The organism is Bacillus sp. BF2-3, from assembly GCF_008368795.1.
GTDB lineage: Bacteria > Bacillota > Bacilli > Bacillales > Bacillaceae_G > Bacillus_A > Bacillus_A cereus.
In genome coordinates, this window is sequence record NZ_QOSA01000001.1 from 276,619 (window position 1) to 294,293 (window position 17,675).

Here is a 17,675-nt window from a genome sequence, read left to right on the forward strand (position 1 = left end):
TAAATAAAAAACCCGTGAATTATTCACGGGTTTTACTTTAATAACTAATTGCAATTGTACCTTCACCTGCATGAACCGCAAATGAAATTGGTAATGGATATAATTTGAAATCCATTTCAGGGAATGCTTGTCTAATATCTGCAATCCATTCCTCGGCTCCATCTTTATCATTAGCATGGAACATATGAAGTACTTTTGGTAATTCTTTTTCAAGTTCATTTTTAATATATTCTCGACATTTTTGGATTTTACGAACTTTCTTTTCAAGTAAAAGCTCTCCACCTTTTACTTCTAATATTAAGTTAACACTTAATAAACTTCCAAGTAAAAATTGAATGCCCTTTACACGACCACTTGCATAAAGGCCTTTTAAACTTTTCGGGAATACGTGGAAAGGTCTTCTTTTTTCATCTACTAATGTTTTGTGTATATCTTGTAAAGTCATACCATCATTGTATAACGATTTCGCTTTTCTAATTAGTTCATCCATTGGATAACTTGTTGTTTCACTGTCTAATACCGTTAATGGAAAACCTGCCATTTCTGCAGCTAGCTTCATATTTTGATAGGTTCCACTTACTTTTCCGCTAATAGCAACTGCAAATCCCTCTTCATATTCTTCTTTGCATTTCGAAAATAAATCTACCATTTCCCCTATGTTAGGCTGTGATGTAGTGACAGTTTTACCTTCATTCAAAGCATTATAAACGCGCTCACGCACACCTTCTTCACAATCTTTGTACGACACACCATCAATAATAACTTCAATTGGGATAACAAAGTTATCTCCTTCTGTTTTAAAACTCGCAGTTGTACTATCAGTAATCCAAGCAACACGCTTCATGTTGTTCCTCCCTTAATTCAATTCCTCTTTTCTGACTTTTCTATATATTTATGTTACGAAAAGAGAATATCCCTGTAATAGTAACAGGACTTTATTGTTTTGGCTATAGTAGATGCATATTAATTGTGACTATTTCTTGTCTATTTCACAAATAAAAAAGAAAATCAAGGAATTTGCTCGATTTTCTTCTTATCATATACTATTTAAAAGTTTCATTATCTAAAATTACTACATAATCATTCGTTAATCGTCCAGCTTCTTTTGTATAACTAACAAGCCTTTGTATATTATCACAGCAAATTTTTGCTCCCCATACGAGTAACGGTACGCCAATAAAATCAATATGGAACCTTCTAGAAAACAGCCCACCGAAAGTCATCGGTAAAGGCACTGTTGGTGATGTATTAGAAAATATAATCTTTTCATGGCTTTGATAATGTTTTTGCAAGATTTCTCCTAAATGCTTCATCGCAGGTACAACAACTTTTGATGCGCCGCATCCAATCGTATATACAGGATGACCATGTTCATCGATTCCATGAAAAATAATTTTTCCCATATCTTCTGTTTTCAATTTATTAAAGTAATCTACATTCAAAATTTCTTCTTTCGTTAACTTACGATCCGTTGGTAGTTTATTTAAATGATACGCTGCAGCTAGTGAGGTAGTATGTGTTCCACCAAAATCTGTGTAAATGTATATCATATTATCATCCCTTGTTGTAAAAGTTCAATGTTAATTAGTATTACCGTTCTTAGCAATGTTAAACAAGGGATGTTATTTGTCCCATATGAATAATGGACTGGATTGTTACAAAGCACAACAAAGCCGGAATGAGCCAAATACGGTTTATTTTCACTTTTCGTTCTTTACTTTGCATCAAAACAATAATAAGAACAACAAGTAAAATATCCATTTAGAATCCTCCTATAAACTTGCTTATCTTTAAAGATTATATTCTCCTCTTTTCACTCCATACTTGAAATACGATAGCTACTTTCAAGTGTAAGATGGAAAATGTGATTTCTCATCAGCCTTAAGCATTATTTATAAAAATAAAAAAGACGTACTTTTTACTCGTACGCCTTTAATAACTCGTTTAAACTCCTATTTATCAACTAATTCCACACCTTTAGAATTAGTTTTATCCAACACTCGAATGTTAAATTTATTAATGGCTTTTAAAAAGATATTATAAATACAATATCCAAAAATAGAACCTAGAACATTACAAATCACATCATCAATATCAGTAATACGTCCCACTCCACTAAATAAAGACTCAATTAATTGTAGCAATTCAATACTAGCTGATATAGAAAATCCTAATAAAATTGTATTTTTGAATTTCTTATATTTATCCCATAGGATAGGTGCTAAAAATCCTAAAGGCATTAATAATAAAATATTCCCGCCTACATTTCTTACAATTAGCCCAATCATAAATAGGGCATCTCCATCATAAGCACTACCAATTTGATTGATGTCTTTAATAATTGATGCAAATGGTATTATATTGACCGAGCGATTCAGATTTTCAATATTAGAAGGAAAACCGATTGGTAAAGGGAATAAAGTTACTGCAACAACCATACAAATGTAAACCACGAATAAAAAACTTACTATTTCTTTCCACCAAATCACATGTTTTTTATTTTTGGTACCAATTAATATTCCACGTACAATTAAATAACAAATAACCCCTAAAATAATAAACAAACTACCGTTGATCATATACAAATTGTTAACACATCCTTTCATATGAATTAATAATTTAAATTTACAATTATATAGTAATATTTTTTAATTTAAAAATCCATATAAACATATGTAATTGTGCAGAATTACAAAACCCCTTATTTAATAAATAAAGGGTTCCTCGTTAACTAAAATATTTTTCAGAACAGAAACAATCATAAACCCGTTTAAATTATTTTCGTATCTCTTCTTTTATATCCATATAATTAAAAAGCTCTTTCTATTTCTGTCATTAATTTTTCAGGTCCTGCCTCTTTATTCGATGGAATAACTAAAGTGATTCCTAATTCTGGATATATGGCCGAGCGAAAACTGACGCCTGGATCATATCCCATTACATGATATTTGAATACCTTGTTTTCTCGTGTTTCAATCCATATTCCATATCCGTAAGACTGTTTATCATTTACATAAATGTGGGGAGTTAAAAGTAACTTTGTATATTCCTTTCCTAAAATTTCATTATTAAATAGTGCCGCCCAAAATTTCAACATGTCTGGTGCAGTAACATATGCACCTCCATCAGCCCCTCCTTTTATTGGTATAGAGTAAGCGTTTGTTCTCCAATTTTGGTTGGTTTCGTCCTTTATATATCCTAGAGCTGTATGTCTTGGTAATTTATCTAATGAAAAATAGCCAGAATCATTCATGCCAATCGAATTAAAAATGTTTGTTTCTATATACTCCGTAAATTTAAGTCCCGTCTGTTCTTCTATTATTAATCCAAGTATGATAAAACCTGCGTTGTTGTAGTGAAACTTACTCCCAGGTGCAAACATCATATTATTGTTTTGAAATAATGGTAAAAAGTCTTTTAAGCTCTTTAATAGATACATAGGTGTTTGTTTCCAAAGATCCTCGAAGTTATCTATAATACTTTCATCAAAATAATCTGGTATACCAGAGCTATGCGTTAGTAGTTGATGTATTGTAATATCTTCATCGAAGTTTGGAAGTTTTATCTCTAGACAATCCTTTAATTTTGTATGAAAAGAAATAACACCTTTTTCAACAAGTTGACAGATTCCAATTGCAGTGAAAATTTTACATCCTGAGGCAATGCCGAATCTTGTTTGTATCGTATTGTTTATACATTCACTTTTGTTTGCGTAACCCATTGCTTTTTCATAGATTAAGTCTTTTTCTTTTTTTACTAAAACTACTCCAGAGAAATCTATTTTCTTTTGTATTTCTTTTACAATTCTATTAATTTCATCTTTTGTTTTTATCACGACAACCACCCTTGTCTTTCGGTATTGTTCTTTACCCTTATTAATTTTTCCATATAAAGGGGAAAGAACCCTTTTATTAAATACGATAAATTGTTAATGAGAACACAAAGTTCATTTCGAATGTACTCCGCTATTTGTGGGCAGTAGGACCCCCATCCCAAAATTCAGCGAAAGCAAAGAAGTTAAGTGGGGACACTGCTGCCCGTAAAAGCCCGATTGGTGAGGGCTGATAATCAGTGGGGGATGCTCCCCTGATTAAAATTTCACTTTATTGACTCAGTAGAATACAACTTAGATTGTGATGGGAATAAAGTAAACACACACAAGACGATAGTAATAAATAACATTATTAATGACCCTACAATAACTACAAGTTGTATAGAAATGAACTGAGTCGCAACACCAGATAGTATTGTAATAAAGATTGTTACTAACGCAATAACAAGTCCATATATGCTCCCGATCCGTCCCATTATATGAACGGGAACGTTATTTTGGTAAAATGTATAAAATCCTGTATTTGCATATGCCATAGAGAAAGATAAAATAAAGAATCCAATAGCAGCTATTAAAAATACATTTGAAAAAGCATAAATTAAATAACCAATTGCGATGAATAATGATCCTATTCCAATTAGAAATGAAGGTGCTAATTTCTTTGATAAAATTGTATTTGTTATGGCACCTAAAATAAATCCTGCACCAGCTATACTAACTAGAAAACCGTATTCACTATCTGTTAGTAGTAATACCTCTTTCGCAAACGATAGTTCAAGTGAATCAGTAGCAGTTGCTAATACGAACATACTTTGAAATAAGAAATACACACATACGACATACACATGTTTTCTACTAAAATTTATAACAGTGTTCCAATCTTTTTTTAATACTGTAAGTGATAATGTATTACTAGTTGTATCCGAATCTTCTTTCTTATCAAGATTCGGTAAAAGTAATGTAATGAATCCTGATAAGAGAAATGCTATAGCATTCATATATATAGCAAACTCTGGTGTACCTGCAATTAATAATCCCCCCGCTACTGCTGGTCCAATTAATGATGCACCAGATCCTATTAAAGTACGTAATGAGTTGAAACGTTGTCTTTGCTCTACTGGAATTAATTTCGTCATATACGTCATAGCAGTTGGCTCATAAATTGCACTGGCCATACTTATAAAGAATACGAATACATAAACAATCCAAAGTGACGGAAGTAAAGGTAAAATAGCGATAAATAACGCACGATATATATCGAGGTGAATCATTAATTTCCGTTTATTTAAACGATCAATCATACTCCCAGACCAAGCGTTTGTAAATAAAGTGGCTAATGGTTTTATTACATATAAAGTAGCAACAGCTAAGGCTGAGCCACCCATATTATAGACAAGTACATTCAGTGCTATTAAGTAAATCCATGCCCCTAAATTCGCAATACCAACTCCGGACAATAGTAATAAAGGATATTTCCAATCTTTAAGTAAATTTTTCATTTTTGGCCCCCGCTTTCAAAATTGTTTTACAACAATAAAAAAATCCCACCCCCAAGACTTTTAATCTTAGGGACGAGATTTATCATCGCGGTGCCACCCTAGTTTGTTAATATGTCACCATACTAACCTTATCAGGTACTGCATTCTAATTCATGCTTATACCATAGCTCTATAACGGGAGCTCCCGTCACACCATCCCCTAATAATAGGTTCCGATGTGCTGCTCAGAGGCTTGGTTCAATAAAGAATTTTTACTCCTTTTCAGCTACATGGAGCTCTCTGTGAAAAATTCATTTTATTTACTCTTCTCTTCACTGCATTTATTTTTTCCATATTATCACATATAAATTTAACTGTAAATAAACAATAATCAGATATTTAACAACGTGTCACTGTTAGTTCTTTTATTTATTATTTTTTCTAAAAATTACGGTGCGTGAAATTACTCGCAACTCTAAAGAAAGAGCTATTTGCATATAACTCTTTCCAAATGCCTGGATTAATTCGTATTCGCCTCTGTTAACGGTTGTAACGGCGGTTCTAATTCTAGTTCTAGTGTATCTCCTTCTTGTAAATCTTGTCCTTTTTCAATACTTTGACTCGTTACATAACCCGTACCAGAAGTTTTCAAATCTAATTTCAAAAGTTTAGAGAAATGCATAACATCACGCATGGACCACCCTTTTACATTTGGCATTTGTGCGTTATTCCCTAATAAAAATATACGATCACCTTCACTCATTACCTCGCCAGACTGTGGATATTGTTTTATTATTTTTCCTTCTCCTAAAATTACCGGCTGTAGCTTCTCTTTTTCTACACTTTTCTCTATTGTATCCATCGATTGATTTACATAATTTTGTACTTTTAATTGAGATTGTTTCGCTGCATCAGCTATTTGTTTTTCTGTATACGGTTTCACCTTTAAATATTCAAGGCTGTTTTTTATAACAGGTTTAAATATTTCAGCAAGAGGCTGAGCTCCATACTCATCTCCTTTTAACTTTGGCTGCTTAATAGCTAAGTATACGATTAACTCCGGATCGTCAATTGGAGCCATTCCTAAAAAGGAGAAAATGTAATTCTCTTTCCCTTCCATATATCGGCCATTTTCAGGATTCGGGATTTGTGCTGTTCCTGTCTTACCTCCAATTGGATAACCATCCACTTTATACATTGTACCAGTTCCTTTTGAAGATGTTATAACACGCTCCATTAAGCTTCTAACCTTGTCCGCTGTTTCTTTTTTTATCGGATTCCCAATTTCTTTCGGTTGATTTTCCATAATAACTTCTTTGTTTGTTGGATTTACAACTTTATCAACGATATATGGTTGCATCATTTTCCCGTCATTTGCTATAGCAGTAGCCGCTTGGATTAATTGAATCGGAGTTACTGTAGAACCTTGACCGAAAGAAGTTGTAACCTGTTGAATTTGTGTATTTAATAATAAAGTATTTTTCCTTTCTCCAGGTAAATCTATCCCTGTTTTTTGATTGAATCCAAATTTATTCATATATTGCTTAAATTTATTTGGTTTCAGTAACTGATCTTCTAAAATAGAAAAAGCTACGTTTGATGACCTTTCAAATCCTTCATCAAATGTAATTGATCCCCATCCAAATCCACCATTATGGTCTTTTATATCAGATGAACCAACGGAATATTTTCCAGATTGAAAATATTCTTTTCCGTTATATACACCTTCATTAATGGCAGCTGCTAATGTAAAAACTTTCATTGTTGAACCTGGTTCATATGCATTTGCAATCGGGTCATTTAAAAAGTATTCGATATCACCTACATTAGGATTGTAACTAGGTTTACTAGACATCGCTAAAACCTTTCCTGTTTTTGGATCAGCAATAATGCCAATTAACATAGAAGGATCATAATGTTCTTGCGCTTTGTTCATCGCTTCTTCTAAAAAACTATTAATTTGTTTATCAAGCGTTAAATATACGTTATTCCCATTTTTAGCTGGTTCTACTTTACCTATATCATTTGTAAGCGGAATTCCCCTTCGTGTACCCACATATTCTATATTTCCGTTTGTAGAGTGCAAATATTTATCCAAACTCTTTTCAAGCCCAAACTTCCCTTCCGTATTCCCTTTATCATCTGGTCTAGCAAAACCAAGTATATAGGATGCAAAGTCTTCATTCGGATACACTCTTGCTTTTTCCGACATAAAAGATACACCTGGTATTTTTAAATCATTAATTTTTTCCTTCTTTTCCCTAGATAAGTTCCGACCAATTTTCCCAATTTCAACTTGCGTACGCCCTTCATGAAAGTTTTTTAATACTTCTTCTTTATCAATTTCAAGCGCATCGGCTAATTGTTGTGCGGTTTCATCTTTATTTTTCACTTTATCTTTTCCTTTTAAATTCACAACAACTCGATACGTTGTAGAATCTTGTACTAACACCTTTCCGGTTTGATCATAGATAGTGCCACGATTCGCTTCTAAAACACCTTTTTTATTATGTTGTTCATTCGCGAGATCCTTTACATTCACATTATGCACGACTCCTACTGCCTGAATATAGAATATACGCAAAATCATAATAAGAAACAAAACAATAAAAGCAATCATCATATATCGAGCGCCTTTATTCGTTTGGAGTTTTTGCATACTTATCTCCTCTCTTTTGGAATGGATTCGTACGAAGATCCGTTTTAAAATTTGTAGTTTTTGTTTACGATACTATATGTTTCGAAGTTTTCTTTTTAATTCCTTTAAAACAATGCAAAACTAACTGTTGTTATTTTGTGTTATTATTTTATATATTTAAAATACGGTGCGTGAAATTTCAGAATATTAATTAGTACAACTTGATTACAGAGCACTCTAAACTCTTTTCGTATTTCCTATAAAAAAATTCCCCTCTGGATGTCCAAAGGGGAACTTTTTATAGGAAAATTATGCGATATGTTTATATTTCGCTAAGAAAGGAATTCGTCTCGCTACTAATGCATACATTTTGAATACAAGTTTCGCTATTGGTTCAAACATACGTGTACTTTGCATTACTAAAGCACTCGTAATAAGTGTTAAGAATGCTGCACCAAGTATATCTAAAGGATAATGAACACCTACGTACATACGTGATATACCGACTAGTACTGCCCATAATAGCGCGATATATTTCAGTTTTTCTCCTCTAAGAATAAATACGAAGGCGATTGAAAATACAAGTACAGAATGATCACTAACGAATGATGAATCTGCTGCATGTGGTACTAATTGATGTACATCATGTGATACGAACGGACGCGGATGGTAATATACCGCGTGTATAAGAACATTTACTAATAATGCAATAATAACCGAAAGCGTCGTATATAAAACTGTATATTGTTTTCTAATTGCCTTTTCTTTCTTTCCATTATTAAACCATAAGATAAACATAAATAGAACGGCTACGTATGCAGCGCTATTTGTAATAGCAATCATTAACGTATCTAATAGTTTGGATGAATCAGCAAAATTATTAAACCACTGAAATACTGTGTAATTCATTAAACTCTCTCCTTACATACAAGTGTTCTTGATTTACACAGTATACAATACCATTATGAAAATAGGCTTAAACTTTTTTCATCTAATTCTCATTTTACTATTACTCATGTGACAATTATTAAACAAATTTTATACGCTATTTATGTATAAAGCCGGTAAGCCTTTATAATAAGGCGGTTCGTATTTTTTTCATGTTTGAAATACATAACATATTCATTTAAATATACTAATTGCAAAATCATATTTTTTAATTCATTTGAAGTACAATATTTCCGAATTGTTCCCCATGTTCCATACGGCTTAGTGCTCGAATTGCTTCTTCTAACGAGTAAACCTTATCAATAATTGGTTTAATTTGATATTTTTCAATAAACTTTATCATCTCATTAAATTCCTCACGGCTACCCATGGATGTTCCCATAATATCAATTTGATTATAAAATAATGCGCGTAATGGTAATTCAATTTTATCTCCTGAGCTTGCACCAAAATTCACGATTCTTCCATTTGGTTTTAATACATCAAAATATTTCAAGAAAGTTGCCGGGCCTATACTATCTATTATTAAATCTACTTTTTCACCTTGTAAGCTCTCTTCCCAATTTCCGGTACTATTAAAAGAAATATCTGCACCATATTTTTCAGCAAGTTCCCTTTTATTCTCTACCCTTGAAGTAACACTCACTTTTGCGCCGATTGCTTTCGCGAATAACATGGCAAATGTAGCAACACCACCGCCTATTCCCGGAATTAAAACGTGTTCACCGCACTTCAATCTCCCTTTTGTAAAAAGCGCTCTATATGCAGTTAATGCAGATAAAGATAAAACACCTGATTCTTCCCAAGTAAGATATGACGGCTTTTCTACTACATTTTCAGCTGGTACAATTACATATTCAGCAAACGTTCCATCTTTCGGCCCACCTAGTACTTCCGGTAACTCCGGTACTTCAGTAGCATGTTCCCATCCAATACTAGGATTAATAATAACTTCTGTATGTAGTGTAATATTTGAAACTCCTTCTCCTATTTCTGTAACAATTCCTGAGCCATCTGAACCTATTACTAATGGTAGATCCATTTCTTTTCTATTGTTTATAATAAATAAATCCCTATGATTCAACCCTGCAGCTTTTAACTTTATTTTCACTTCACCTGCATTAGGACTTATCTCAGGTGAAAATTTATATTCTAACCCCTCTAATCCTTTTTCATATTGATGTACAATAGCTTTCATTGCTTAATTCCCCCTTAATATTTCCAATGTACTAGAAATATCAAAATAAATAAAATAGTTTGCCTCCAATAATTAGAAATTATATATTTTGTTATGAAAAAAATCCTCTCCCTATAAAAAGTATAGGAAGAGGTTTCAAAACTAGTTAGATAAGAATCTATAAATTTATTGAATTCTAGCCAATTCTAATATTTTTCGAATAAACGGCGCTTTTGCCTTTGTATATGAAACACGATCAAAAGCATATGTAATAGCAAGCCTCTCTTTTAATTCTCTATATTCTTTACGTGCCCATTCATGGCTTATTAGAAAGTCACGAAATAAAATATTGTTTCTCCACTTATCACTATTATAAATATAAATATGCAAATGATGAGTACCCGCTCTCCATTTTCCCTTTCTAAAAAAACGCCAATTCGTTGCATCTTTTGGAACATACTCATATCCAATTTCCGATAGAACTTCAATCCACTTTTCAGCTATTTGCAATCCTGTTACGCCAATCATCATATCAATAAGAGGTTTAGCTCCTAATCCTTCTACTGCTGTGCTCCCTATATGTTCAACAGCAATTATTTCTTGTCCTAACAAGGAACAAAATTTCTCTTTTTCTTTTATATACTCTTCACCCCAGTCTTTTTGATATGCTTTAATAACAATTTGTTGATCCATTGTATTCACCTCTTTATAAGTGTTTATCATTATATTTATAAAATTTTATATTATTAGCATAGGATTTCCATAAAATATGTCGAATAGTGGAATGTACAACTTAATTATATTAAATGTGAGGTAATCTATGAAAGATAATTCAGTCGAAATTCAGTTAAATAACGTAACATTCCAATTAAAAGAATATCATAATTTTGATTGGCTTATTAAATTAGGGACCGTATTTGCAGTTTTTGATCAGCAAGATTCAGGGAATATAAGTTTTGGTGTAGAAAAAGATGGGCATAAGAAATTTATCAAATACGCAGGAGCACAAACAATTACATATGAAGGAACAACGGGTGATGCTATTAAAAGGCTAAAAAATTCAGTTACTATCTATGAAGATTTAAAGCATGAATCGCTCATAAGACTAATTGATCATTTTCCAGTTCAATCTGGATATGTATTAATTTTCGATTGGTTTGATGGTGAATGTCTTCATTCGCATTGGAGTTTCCCACCTCCTGAAAAATATAAAAATCCAAACTCTCCATTTTATAAATTTAGACATTTATCTGCTATAGAACGAATTCATTCCTTACATTCCATTTTTTCTTTCCATACTTATGTAGAAAAGAAAAACTATGTAGCAATAGATTTTTATGACGGTAGTATTTTATATAATTTTAATACAAACGAGACAAAAATTTGTGATATAGATTTATACAGTAAGAAACCTTACATAAATAGAATGGGCCGGCTATGGGGTTCCTCCCGTTTTATGTCACCAGAGGAATTTGAACTAAACGCAACAATTGATGAAAGAACAAATGTATTTAATATGGGAGCAATGGCTTTCTCACTTTTAGGCGGCGAAAAAGATCGTTCTTTTATAAAATGGGAAGCAAGTAAGGAATTATATGAGGTAGCGTATCGTGCTGTAAATAAAGGTCGCGCAGAACGGTATGCATCAGTTACAGAATTCTACGAAGCGTGGTTAAAAGCAGCTAACGCAGTAAAGATATAACCCTAAATTATTAAAAGAAATATAGAGTTTATACTATTGTCATGTATATTAAAAATAGTTTTATGAGCGTTTCGTACTAGTGTGTTCTAATTGATTATGGCTATTATTGAGGAAGACATATCAGCGATAATTTATGTCTATTTTGTATAAGTGTTAGCAAGTTCGTTTGCAAACTTGTTAGCACTTTTTTGTTTAAATAATTCACACATTCTTTCTTTACATACTGATTATACTTCCAATTGTGTACTAATGTGTGAGTTTAACTCCCCATATTTTAAACAAAATGGATGGTACAGGGTGATGACAATATAAATATTTCTTTTTCCTTCTATTGCAATTTTTGAAAAGGCCTATTCTCTCACATCAGGCTCTTTTATTTATAAAAAAAGATTATTTTATGTAGATTACTATAAGCATCCATAAAGCCAAAGCACCAATAATAGCGAGTACTATACGTGTAGATAGTATCCTTACTTCAAAGTCTGTTTTCTTGGAGAGTTCAGGATATGCAATTATGTAAATTCCCTTTAATAATGCAAGCCATGCAATAACCGTTAGGAATCCCTGCCAGTTGAATCCCCATACATTATGTAGAATTACAGTACCTAATCCTAGGAAAATCGATAGAAAACCATATATAATACCAAACCCTCTGTTTTCAACCACTAATCTTTTCAAGTCACGTAGCACCGATGGACGGACGAAAAGTATTCCCGATACGATAACCGTCATCCATCCCCAGAACAGCCCTAAAAAAGAACTAGTTTCCATTATTATTTCACTCCTCTCAATTATATTTATATTTCAGATATTCCTTCCTTTAGAACAATTTCAGCACTTTTATGTGTAGGTTAAAGTCTGCTCTTTTTTAATACAAACATTCCGTATTCAATGTCCGTACTTAATCACACCATTTCTCTAACTTTTATAAACGACGTACTCCTTTACGATCAATGTTCATTCTCCCTTTTGATTAAAATAGCGCTTTTATTAAAAGTTTCTATCTTTACATCATTCCCTATCTGCTTCTACTGTGCCAAAGCTTGTACTATTTGCATACGCTATTAATAAGTAAGAAGATAGGAGGTGTAAATAGAATGTCTTGCATTATCACAGGGTTAACTCAGCCACTTTGTTTAACTCTTATTTATAATATTTCTAACGGTAAACTTGTATCCTCCTCCGTTGAGTGCGGATCATGTTCACTATCAACAGAATTTGATTATGATAGTAAGAATCTAGTTATTAGAGTGCCATTTACTGGTGAAGGTACACTTGTATTTAATAATAATTCCGAAGCAAGTTGCGTCACAACGAATATAACTCAACCTTAATCAAATCTATTTATTCTTAGGGAAAAGTAGAATTATACTTCTATCCCACCCTTCTCCCTCCTTTAATAATGTAAAACTCGCATTGATAATTCAAATAACGATTTTGTTTCAAAATTGCACCATCATAAAAAACATACATAAAATATGATGTGAACCTTTTTTTCAATATACATCTTAGTCATAGGGCGCTTTAAAAAGCGCTCTTTAGTTTTGAAATAAAGAATTTGTTCGCTTTTTTGTTACATTTATGAAACATTCATATGTTATCTTCAGTACGTTCTTTTCTCTTTATAATGCCGTGTGAGATATGCTCAGATTTGAAGCCCTAGCCCCCCTAAATCTAGGACTTCTCTATTCAAATAACGTTTTTATTTATATTTAATCCCCCCCTTTATCCAAATAGATTCAAAATTATCTATTTAGCATATATAATACTTTTAAACAATTTAAATTCTATACATAAGTAATGGAGGCTTTAAAATGGGGAGTGTCCCAAATTTAACACCACAACAATCAATCTCAAAAAAACAAATGAACCCTAATAAGAATCAACAAACGAATAAAAAGCTAAGACGTCGTCTGTTATTAACACTTGCTTTTATGCTACCTATGTTTATTTCCATTCAAATCTGCATTTACAAACAAGAAGATATGATTCAAGAAAAACAAATTACAATTAATAAAGAAAAGAAAAAATTGTCTGAATTAGAACTAATAGGACGTTATTTTGAAAACGATGTTGAAACTTTAACAGAGAGCGAAGAAGGTATTTTAAAGTTCGCAAGGAAACTATATGGATTCTCCAGACCTAATGAAACTATATTTCAAATAGCTGAATAACTTTTCAATACATAAGCGATTGTCATGAATTAAGGAGTGAGTTAATGATCATCGCTTTTTATCAAAATTCTATCAAATAACTATTTTATTAAAACATTTCACCTTTTAACTGGACAAGCATATATTATTGTATGGAGTCATCCACTCATAGAAATCTACCTTTCTTGTCCAAGAGCACGCTTATATGCGTGCTCTTTTTGAATGTATATAAAGACTTCACATACATTAGAAATATACATACAATACTCTTGATCATCTCATTATTTTCATTGAGTATCATTTTCACTACACTCCTTGGTCATCAAGCGCCTTTCTTCCAAGATACTCTTTAATTTTAAAATAACGCTTTTATAAAATTTCATTGCTAAATTCCTCACTTGTCCATTTCACCTTGTTTAACATCTACATTTACTATTCTAATTTCTTACCTAAACCTAAGAACGAGTACAACTATTCTTCATAAAGCTCAGTATCTTGAGTTGCACGAAATTCCGACACAGGTACATATACATTGTTAAATTAATTGACTAACGTACTTGCGGTATAAATGTTTGCATTATGTTCTAATAATTTCAGGTTATATTCATTATGATTGAATCCAATGCGGTTCCCTAATGAAGCTATAAAATGGAATCCATCTACATATTCCATTAAAATGACTTCTTTTTCACTAGGACCTTTATTACTCCAATGCTTAAAGCAACTTGTTTCATTTGCAAGCTCTCCAATTTCAAGTTGTAAAGCAAGGATTAAATTGTAAAATGATTTTTCCTCTTCCTATTTAGCAAATCCCTAATCCTATCGGACGATTTTTAATTAAATCCTGGTCGGCTTAATCTATTACAAGGAGAGAAACCTCTGCTTGGTTACTTTTGGATTAGTTTATGTCTTAATGTTAAAAGCACATGCTCCAAGATGGTTAGCTAGTGTTTTAGAAACCACATGTACTATTGCAGCTATTTATCAAACGCTTTTAATTTTTTTCCATGAACACAGTAAAAAAGAGGCCCTATGGTATTATCCCCTATAGGTAGACAGTAAAAAAAGAGTCCATCACTCATGTTACACAGTACGAAAATTATGAGTAACTGTATAGGGATACCACCAGCATTTTGCAAAATAACCTACGCTATGCGGAAAAATAAAATAACCTGCCCATATGGACAGCTTATTTACATAATTATCGATTATTGGTAGTTAATACATCTAGAAGTCTACAAAAATATCCTCCAGTTAAGTACTCTGGAGGATATTTATATTTACATAATTATTCTTAAAAGAAGCCACACAAAATGAAACCTCTTTAGCTCCCAAAAGGTTTACTCTTATCTATTGATAACTGTACATCGTCTTGCTCCTCTACAGATTAAACGCTCGGCTTCTCTTAATGAAATTGGAACAAGTACAGCTTCATCAACATCGTCTTCTACATCAAAAACCGCAAATGCTTCCCCACCCACGATTAAAACACAAATGAATTCTACTTCTAAATCATCATGAGACCTAGGAATACAATTAGAAATAGTACAACGTTGAATACCCCCTGCTAACAATGTTCTAGCTTCTTGCTCAGATATTCGAATAAAAACAAATTCCTCTATGGCTACATTTCCAACTTCCACTTCAATTTCTACTAGAAGAAAGAATCTGTTTCTAATTCTCACTATACAATTTGCCCCAATTGAAATAATATCTTCATTCATTCTTTTCACCTCCTTTAATACTATATAATTCATAAAGAGGTGAAATGGTGTGGACAAGCAAACAAAAAAGTTGTTTTTTGAAATGTGAGACATCAGTTAACAACTATCATCAAAAAAACAGAAAAAACAACCTACACGACAGGTAGTTTTCTCTGTTTTTAGCCTGTATACAATATTCAAACCCAATTAACATAACGTCTCATTACCGGTAGCAATGAAAAGAGGAAACCGTATGCTTTGACATCCCTATTTCGTTATAAACCATATGATCACATACGTCCTCTTCTTCTAAATAACGTTTCTAAATAATATCTCTTTGAATGCTTCCTGCACGTCCGTTCCCTAATCGATTTAGAAACTGATCAATACGACATTCTTTCAAGCCACTCTTCTCGTTTGCTCTGTTGAATATTTGCTATAGCAACATCTTCTAATGGTTTTCCAACTGCATGTGTAGGACCGTGCTCACGTATTTCATAAGAAGGAGTGACTTTCATTTCCTTACGCATCATCCCAAGTTTCCTATGTATACGTATGCTTTCCAACACACCTTCTAATTCTTCTTGTGTCGCTGTTCTATCAATTTTTGGTAAGAAAGATAATTGTTTAGTCATGTAAGACCACTCCTTTTTATGTTTTAATTACTTTTGTCTTAATGCTCCACGTCTTAGTTCATAACAAGGTCTATGCATCCCCATTAAATCCTCAATTTCACAAGTGCTAAATTTCTCTTTTCGTTTTTTCTTCTTTCCTTACTTAGATTTCTTTTTCCATTCACGTAATTGATCCTTTAACGCCTTCATTTCTCCATCTCCCTTTTCAAAATAAAAAGACCACCTATTCCTAAAACAGCCTTACTTGCTGCTTTAATGAATTAGTTTCCTTTAATTTTCTAGCCTGACTGTATTTATTTTGGGATAATTGACTGTATGAAAAGATTCATCCATGCTTTATCTAATCTTTCTTTCTCATATTTTTGTATAGCCTTTGTGCGACGAGAAATTGCTTTTTTTAATTTCTTCTTCTTTAAATTATTCAATCCTCTCACTCCTTCTTACGAAACACTTTTACTCTCCATTTTTGGGTGTTTTCATTAATTTAATACCTTATTACATTCAAAAAACTGATTGAATGTGAATGGTACCTATTTAACTTCAAAAGGATTATTTTGTTCAGTTGTCTCCATTACATACAATAAACGTGCTTCATGATATAATATTTTCTTTTACATAAATCAACTATTTTTTGTAAAAGAAAATATTATGAAAAAATCGATTATCGCTATCATGTATTGTTCTCTTTTAACAACATTTTCTTATTTATCTATTAAAACTGTACTTTTATCCGCTACTATCTCTACTTCATTCCCTAATCTTCATTTCTTTGTTGGCATGTTCGGATTAACCTTTGGCAATTGACTATTCGTATTTGGAATACGAAAATATATTTTGTTTGCCACGGAAGATGAAAAAGAACGCCTAAAACTTAAAACCAGGTTTTCTATCATTTCAGTTTTATCTTGCTACGCTGCAACTCTGTTATTTTTTATTTAATTCAGTCTACAGTTTGTACATATACTATTTCTGCCCCCCCTGAATAAAACCCACTATTCCATTAATAATGTAAATACAGTTTCTGATTTCCCTTAATACCCGAGGGCTTAGCAACTAGTTTTTATTAGCTACTCTTTTATTTAGTTACTGCTTCTATTTCTTAAAGAAATTCTTTAACTATATTTCCCTAATAAGGACAAATTCTTTAATCCGTCTCGAATAAAATAAATAATTTGGCATATAATATCTATGCATCTAGATTTTTTACCTCTGTATGGAGCAGTTAGGCTGGGCTAACTGCTCTTTTATTGAATAAATTTCTAAAAAGTGTTAACAATATAACTACACCAAGGTTGAGTACGAATGACCATTTCGTTATTCTTATTCACTAGGGCAGTTAGCTCTTGCAGCTGCCTTTTTTTAGTTTACCCGAATAAAGTTTCAAATTATGTCCCATACTATAAATGAGC

Annotated in this window: 16 protein-coding genes, 2 pseudogenes and 1 other annotated feature; of the genes and pseudogenes, 3 read left to right on the top strand and 15 right to left on the bottom strand. The window is 32.2% G+C overall.

The window, feature by feature from the left end; all coding sequences use genetic code 11:
• Positions 1-37: 37 nt before the first annotated feature.
• The 10 genes from DN401_RS01495 to DN401_RS01540 all read right to left on the bottom strand — a co-directional run bounded on the left by DN401_RS01495 (position 38) and on the right by DN401_RS01540 (position 10,766).
• On the bottom strand, positions 38-844 hold the full coding sequence (locus DN401_RS01495) for a DegV family protein (protein WP_000831929.1): 807 nt from the start codon (positions 842-844) through the stop codon (positions 38-40).
• Positions 845-1,043: 199 nt separating this feature from the next.
• A complete protein-coding gene (locus DN401_RS01500; RefSeq protein WP_000639421.1) occupies positions 1,044-1,550 on the bottom strand; it encodes a DUF3189 family protein in 507 nt (168 codons plus the stop codon).
• A gap of 58 nt (positions 1,551-1,608) precedes the next feature.
• On the bottom strand, positions 1,609-1,761 hold the full coding sequence (locus DN401_RS01505; RefSeq protein WP_000353713.1) for a hypothetical protein: 153 nt from the start codon (positions 1,759-1,761) through the stop codon (positions 1,609-1,611).
• Positions 1,762-1,952: 191 nt separating this feature from the next.
• A complete protein-coding gene (locus DN401_RS01510) occupies positions 1,953-2,585 on the bottom strand; it encodes a VanZ family protein (protein WP_121868626.1) in 633 nt (210 codons plus the stop codon).
• Positions 2,586-2,809: 224 nt separating this feature from the next.
• Positions 2,810-3,835: a serine hydrolase domain-containing protein gene (locus DN401_RS01515; protein WP_000598059.1), complete on the bottom strand. Its 1,026-nt coding sequence runs from the start codon at positions 3,833-3,835 to the stop codon at positions 2,810-2,812.
• Between the two features lie 263 nt (positions 3,836-4,098).
• Positions 4,099-5,331 (bottom strand): MFS transporter, encoded by a 1,233-nt coding sequence (locus DN401_RS01520; protein ID WP_000793348.1) that lies wholly within the window; start codon positions 5,329-5,331, stop codon positions 4,099-4,101.
• A gap of 65 nt (positions 5,332-5,396) precedes the next feature.
• Positions 5,397-5,655 (bottom strand) — a binding site (T-box leader).
• Between the two features lie 175 nt (positions 5,656-5,830).
• Positions 5,831-7,969 carry a penicillin-binding protein gene (locus DN401_RS01525; RefSeq protein WP_001170943.1) on the bottom strand — a complete coding sequence of 713 codons (2,139 nt, stop codon included), beginning with the start codon at positions 7,967-7,969 and terminating at the stop codon, positions 5,831-5,833.
• 288 nt (positions 7,970-8,257) lie between these two features.
• Positions 8,258-8,857, bottom strand: coding sequence for an undecaprenyl-diphosphatase (locus tag DN401_RS01530; protein ID WP_121868625.1), 600 nt, complete (start codon positions 8,855-8,857; stop codon positions 8,258-8,260).
• A gap of 247 nt (positions 8,858-9,104) precedes the next feature.
• Positions 9,105-10,094, bottom strand: a complete 990-nt coding sequence (locus tag DN401_RS01535) for a zinc-binding dehydrogenase (protein ID WP_000644512.1) — start codon at positions 10,092-10,094, stop codon at positions 9,105-9,107.
• Positions 10,095-10,259: 165 nt separating this feature from the next.
• The gene (locus DN401_RS01540; protein WP_127063983.1) at positions 10,260-10,766 is read right to left on the bottom strand and encodes a GrpB family protein; all 507 of its coding nucleotides are present in this window, start codon (positions 10,764-10,766) and stop codon (positions 10,260-10,262) included.
• Between the two features lie 127 nt (positions 10,767-10,893).
• Between DN401_RS01540 and DN401_RS01545 the strand changes: the two genes are divergently transcribed.
• Complete coding sequence (locus DN401_RS01545) at positions 10,894-11,775, top strand: protein kinase domain-containing protein (protein ID WP_121868623.1); 882 nt, start codon at positions 10,894-10,896, stop codon at positions 11,773-11,775.
• Positions 11,776-12,165: 390 nt separating this feature from the next.
• Here DN401_RS01545 and DN401_RS01550 read toward each other — a convergent pair whose 3' ends face one another.
• A complete protein-coding gene (locus DN401_RS01550) occupies positions 12,166-12,546 on the bottom strand; it encodes a hypothetical protein (RefSeq protein ID WP_121868622.1) in 381 nt (126 codons plus the stop codon).
• Positions 12,547-12,872: 326 nt separating this feature from the next.
• On the opposite strand from DN401_RS01550, the gene DN401_RS01555 reads away from it, so the two are divergent.
• Positions 12,873-13,109, top strand: a complete 237-nt coding sequence (locus tag DN401_RS01555; RefSeq protein WP_113305000.1) for a hypothetical protein — start codon at positions 12,873-12,875, stop codon at positions 13,107-13,109.
• Between the two features lie 480 nt (positions 13,110-13,589).
• Positions 13,590-13,949 carry an FtsB family cell division protein gene (locus DN401_RS01560; RefSeq protein WP_149287452.1) on the top strand — a complete coding sequence of 120 codons (360 nt, stop codon included), beginning with the start codon at positions 13,590-13,592 and terminating at the stop codon, positions 13,947-13,949.
• Between the two features lie 453 nt (positions 13,950-14,402).
• Here the strand turns inward: DN401_RS01560 and DN401_RS01565 are convergent.
• From DN401_RS01565 to DN401_RS01580, 4 genes and pseudogenes are all read right to left on the bottom strand, one after another.
• Positions 14,403-14,726 (bottom strand): annotated as a pseudogene (locus DN401_RS01565) (dUTP diphosphatase); the annotation flags it as partial.
• A 548-nt stretch (positions 14,727-15,274) separates the two neighbouring features.
• Positions 15,275-15,652, bottom strand: a complete 378-nt coding sequence (locus tag DN401_RS01570) for a hypothetical protein (RefSeq protein ID WP_001001284.1) — start codon at positions 15,650-15,652, stop codon at positions 15,275-15,277.
• A 229-nt stretch (positions 15,653-15,881) separates the two neighbouring features.
• Positions 15,882-16,266: pseudogene (locus tag DN401_RS01575) on the bottom strand (ArpU family phage packaging/lysis transcriptional regulator); the annotation flags it as partial.
• A gap of 293 nt (positions 16,267-16,559) precedes the next feature.
• A complete protein-coding gene (locus DN401_RS01580) occupies positions 16,560-16,691 on the bottom strand; it encodes a DUF3983 domain-containing protein (protein ID WP_121868621.1) in 132 nt (43 codons plus the stop codon).
• Between the last annotated feature and the right edge of the window lie 984 nt (positions 16,692-17,675).

Coding starts and splice junctions, on each gene's coding strand:
- DN401_RS01570 (WP_001001284.1), bottom strand. CDS start 15,652: ATGAATGAAGATATTATTTCAATTGGGGCAAATTGTATAGTGAGAATT.
- DN401_RS01550 (WP_121868622.1), bottom strand. CDS start 12,546: ATGGAAACTAGTTCTTTTTTAGGGCTGTTCTGGGGATGGATGACGGTT.
- DN401_RS01540 (WP_127063983.1), bottom strand. CDS start 10,766: ATGGATCAACAAATTGTTATTAAAGCATATCAAAAAGACTGGGGTGAA.
- DN401_RS01495 (WP_000831929.1), bottom strand. CDS start 844: ATGAAGCGTGTTGCTTGGATTACTGATAGTACAACTGCGAGTTTTAAA.
- DN401_RS01520 (WP_000793348.1), bottom strand. CDS start 5,331: ATGAAAAATTTACTTAAAGATTGGAAATATCCTTTATTACTATTGTCC.
- DN401_RS01545 (WP_121868623.1), top strand. CDS start 10,894: ATGAAAGATAATTCAGTCGAAATTCAGTTAAATAACGTAACATTCCAA.
- DN401_RS01505 (WP_000353713.1), bottom strand. CDS start 1,761: ATGGATATTTTACTTGTTGTTCTTATTATTGTTTTGATGCAAAGTAAA.
- DN401_RS01525 (WP_001170943.1), bottom strand. CDS start 7,969: ATGCAAAAACTCCAAACGAATAAAGGCGCTCGATATATGATGATTGCT.
- DN401_RS01535 (WP_000644512.1), bottom strand. CDS start 10,094: ATGAAAGCTATTGTACATCAATATGAAAAAGGATTAGAGGGGTTAGAA.
- DN401_RS01500 (WP_000639421.1), bottom strand. CDS start 1,550: ATGATATACATTTACACAGATTTTGGTGGAACACATACTACCTCACTA.
- DN401_RS01530 (WP_121868625.1), bottom strand. CDS start 8,857: ATGAATTACACAGTATTTCAGTGGTTTAATAATTTTGCTGATTCATCC.
- DN401_RS01560 (WP_149287452.1), top strand. CDS start 13,590: ATGGGGAGTGTCCCAAATTTAACACCACAACAATCAATCTCAAAAAAA.
- DN401_RS01555 (WP_113305000.1), top strand. CDS start 12,873: ATGTCTTGCATTATCACAGGGTTAACTCAGCCACTTTGTTTAACTCTT.